This window comes from Chryseobacterium sp. WG14, from assembly GCF_024586945.1.
Classification (GTDB): Bacteria; Bacteroidota; Bacteroidia; order Flavobacteriales; family Weeksellaceae; genus Chryseobacterium.
The window spans coordinates 1-4650 of record NZ_JALCZD010000028.1 but is presented as its reverse complement, the minus strand read 5'-3'; the positions used below and the strand labels follow the sequence as shown (position 1 = coordinate 4650).

2 protein-coding genes are annotated in these 4650 nt (G+C 35.4%); both read right to left on the bottom strand.

The window, feature by feature from the left end:
• The coding region (locus tag MP478_RS22440) for an FG-GAP-like repeat-containing protein (protein ID WP_257201716.1) at nucleotides 1-4197 on the bottom strand (4197 nt) is incomplete at its 3' end.
• 29 nt (nucleotides 4198-4226) lie between these two features.
• The coding region (locus MP478_RS22435) for a hypothetical protein (RefSeq protein ID WP_257201715.1) at nucleotides 4227-4650 on the bottom strand (424 nt) is incomplete at its 5' end.

The following is a 4650-nucleotide window of genomic DNA, read 5'->3' as shown; positions in this document are numbered from 1 at the left end:
TCCCGCAGCATTATAAAAGAATTGAATAGCTCCCCCTTTGTCAGTGGTAGAAACTATGTTTCCTAACGCATCTGTGGTTTTGGAATTGGTTCTTCCATAATCAGCAGGGTTTACTTCTTTAACAGTAGTAGTATTTCCAGAAACTGTGGTTTCCATTTTCTTACCATTGAATGAAGTTGCTGTTGTCTTGGCAGGGAATACGGAATCGTCATATTCTATTGTATTCCATTGATCTACACCCTGTCCTTCAAAGAAAGGTTCAGATTCTTTGATCTTTCTTCCCAACACATCATATTGAGTAGCTTGTAAAACAAAATACCCCTGATTAAAAGCTTTAGTGGAAGCCATGTACTCCTGTCCCAATGTATTGGTATATTTTTTTGAAATATCTCCATCAGGGTCATTTTGGGTAACAATAATATTAGATTGATAATCTTTTGCGTATTGATAGGTCGTTGTTCCTTCTAAATTGCTCTTAGAAGTTAAAATTTTACCCCAGCTATCATAGGTGTTAACCAGCGTATTTCCTAACGGGTCAGTTTGCTTCTTAATCTGTCCCCAATCATTGTACTCAATAATAGTTTCTAATCCTAAATTATCTGTTTTCTTTACAACAAATCTTCCTTTAGAATCATATTCAGTTTTAGCAGTTTGCGTTTGTGAATCTACACTGTTACTTATCGTTTTCTGGATAATATTTCCAAAACCATCATAGCTGTAGGTCTCAGACAGATAACCAGTATTATCCCTGTTCCAAGTTTTAAGGGTTTTCAGTAGGTTATTTTCATATGCATATTCTTCTTTAGCAGATTTTGTATCACCATAAGCTTGTACTGCATCGGTTTTAGACTTAGGGCGACCAATATAATAATCCCCACCTATCCCTGATGTATTATGAATATATTCAAAATTAGAAGTTGTTACTGCATAACCATTATCAATATTAGAGATACTTTGGTTCGGTAAATAATAATCCCCATAAGTAACGCTTCCGATTGTAAGTGTACCAGTTAAAAAATCTTTGGATTTTGTATTTTTCGGAACAATGGCTGTTACCACTTTAGGCTTATCGGCATCAGCTACTGTTGTTACAATTGTTCCGTTAATCAGCTTATCTGCTTGATAAGCTATGGATTTAAAGCTTAATAGCTGAGTATTATTTTCTGAAATATCTGCTGGAAATACTTTACTTTCATCATTGGTTCTAATTGACCATTCTTTTACAGGAAGCCCATCAATCGTTGGATCAATTTCTGTTCCTGACCATACTTTGGTATTTTCAAATCCATTGGAATACCAAGAAGAACGAACTGTCTGACGGTAGCCAACAAATCCTTTCCCTGTGTTGTGATTCAAAAATCCTCTGTATCGGAAATCCTGATATCTTACTTTACCATTGGCAACCTCAATATTTAGTTGCGCAACAGCAAATGATTTTGGTAATTTGGATGATTCATAATAAGGATATTCTTCTTTTTTTACAGGTAAATAAAAATTAGGATTAATATCCGGATTTAATTCTTTATAAACAACATTAAGCGTAGTTCCTCCCTGTTCTATGGACTTGATTCTTGATAGGGTAGTCAGAGAAGGATGGTTATAATACTGAACATAATTTTCAGTACACCCTGAACAGTTGGCAGGCTTCCCAACAAGGATGAGCTGTTGGTGGGCATTATTCATTGTTATTTGGTTAAAAGCTATGGCTTTTTGCGGATAGCTGTTCGTCCATACCCTTGTTTTATAGAAGGTATGTTTACCGCTCGTATCTGTATTTTGAAATATGCTATTATTATCTATCTTATCAAGCGAATAGACAGAAACTTGCGATAAGGTGTTTTCTTGATCATTATGAGCATCCCATTCATGTTCTTCATACTGAACTTCTGTAACCATCAATTCCGATTTTCCATCTCCATCAATATCATTAACATCATAGTTAAAATAACTCAGTTTTACACGGTCACAGCTGTTTCCCAAGAATCCGCTATGGCTGTCTTGGAAATATACGGTTGCATTGGCTTGAAATGGAGCTAATGTAGTCGTAGATGTAGTAAAACTTTTACCATCAGAGATCAATAGCTTCCATTGATTGGTATTGTTGCTTGCAGGAATCAATATATCCGTTTTGTTATCTCCATTGAAATCACCGAAAAAACTATGTTTATGCATGTTGGACAGAGACTGACTCGTAAAGCTTCCAACAGTCGATTTTGTATAAGACCCCGAGGATGATTTTAGAATATTGTAAACATTTAAAATTTCTCCTGTGGAGTTTTTAATTTCAATAATATCCTGTAAACCATCTCCGTTTAAATCTGCAAAAAGTCTGGTGGGTTTATTAATTGAAACATTAGTTCCTGCATCTTGATCCAAAACATAGAAACTTGCATTGGATGCAGACGTTTGATCTAAATCATACAATACAGTTGTGTAAAATTGTGTTGTGACAGTATAATCGTTCGGATTGGTAGGTTGTTGAGGAACGCCACTACCTTGCGTGGGATCTGTTGGATCTGTAGGTTGAAAAATACTTGGATCTGTACAGGTTAATGTTCTGCTTATATTCAACATCACCTCAGAAACGCCATCACCGTTATAGTCATAAGCATTTGCTGAAACTGAGAAAATATTAAAATTACAAAGCCAACCATCAATCTTATAAGTATCATCCCCTACAAAATACTGATCGTGCTGTAATATTTTTGAATATTCAAAAGTAAGTTGCTGGTTGGCAACATCGACCGAATAAATCTGAAGTTCTATATCAAATATATCTGGCTGAGAGGTTGCTTTTTTAACAGGAACTACTAAACCAATATTATTTTTGATGTAATTATCCTTTTTAATGGTGATAGGAGTTGCCTTGCTAAAATCCCCTGATGTAAACTTGGAAGCATCATAGTTCAGTGTAACCTCTGATACATTAGATTTATATAATGAACTTCTGTATTTAAGAACCCCATTAGAAACAAACTCGATATAATCGGTTTCTCCGTCTAAATTAAAGTCAGCATATTTTTTAGTTCCGTTGGTTGCACTAAAGGATTGGTAAGGAATATATTCAGTGGTATTATTTTGTTCGTAATTAAAAATAACCGGATTTGCAGCTATGTTTTCAGCATTATATTCAGTAATCTTCTTGGCAAACTGATAACTTGTACCATTATCTGCATATTCAATAGCATATCTTTTAAATTGACTGCCACTGGATTTTACAATAATTTCTTTTAATAGTTTATTTTGTATAAACTCAATACCACTTAAGTAGTTAATTTCTTTTAAGTTTCTTGTATCAAAATAGTTAAATTCAATAGTATTAAAATGGGACTTACCCAATGGTTCATTTCCTCCCCACTGAATACTTGAGATTACAGCAACATTATTTGATTGTGTATAATTATACGTAATATAATTTCCTTTTATATCCCTCCACTTTACAATATTGTATTCGATAGGAGTTCTTGCAGAGCTTGATCCGAGATCTGTACCACCATACCAAGCCTGAGAGCCGTCTTCAAAAGTTATTTCCCAATATTCGGGACCTTTCCACATTTGTCCTGTAATGGCTCCTATGGATTTTATTTTGGCATTGGAATATTTTTCAGTACCATATTCTGCTCCATCTTTTCCATATTCACCAGACTTTAGAATTAATCTTTGACCATTAAAACTGTAGTAATCTGAATAGTCTGCCTGAATACCTTTAACAGCTCCATCCTTATCAATATTCTTGCTTATTCTTGAAATTGCCGTTATTCCCGAAATGTTCCATGAATAACCTGCTATTCCGTTAGGAGAACCACTGGTATATACAAAATTTATTTGTGGGGCAACACTTTTTACTGCGGGTGGAAGTGCAATAGCTTGACTAAATTGAAGCTGGCCGCTTGCTGTTACATCAACATCACCCTTTGTATCATGGAATTTTTGTTCCGAAGACGCAGTCGTAGTTCCTGAGGGGTTGGTTGATCCAGCATTGGAATCAGCAGGTCCTCCTCCCGGATTTTCTGTATTAGGACCAATTTTAGCTATAAAAGGATTGGAAACATCAGATTTAGCATGAAATCCCTGTGCAAGAACCACTGTCTGTGGGTCCTGAACTGTACGGGTTGTACTCTCTGCCTGATACAGTATGGTCTGTGAAAAGCCCAATACCGAACACAAGGACAGTATAAATGATAAAAAGAATTTCATATTTGTTGTTTTTTATCTTGGTTAAAAGTTTATCGTTTTGTTATATTTCTGCTGAATATCCTTCCATCTTTTAGGGTAAAGCGTAATACATATACACCCCAATCATAGCCTATCATATTAATCTTAAGCTGTTTATTCAGATTAGGTAGATTCTGCTGCTGAAATTTCCAATGGACTGTACTATGCTGGTAGAGTGAAACAGACTCTATCAATCCGTCTACTTGTTCTGTCCAGTCTATGGTCAAAACATCATTTACAGGAACAGGATACAACCTAATCTGCTTCCAGAAAGTCGCTTCATCCATAATTTGAGATTCTGGCTGAGTTTGGGCTACAGAAGCGGTTTTTGCTGGTTCTTCTACTGCTTTTCCTGCTGAATTTGTTCCTCTGTATCTTTGATTCCCGGCTTCATCATATTTGAAATACACTTCAGTTTGAGAAAAACCTAAGAAG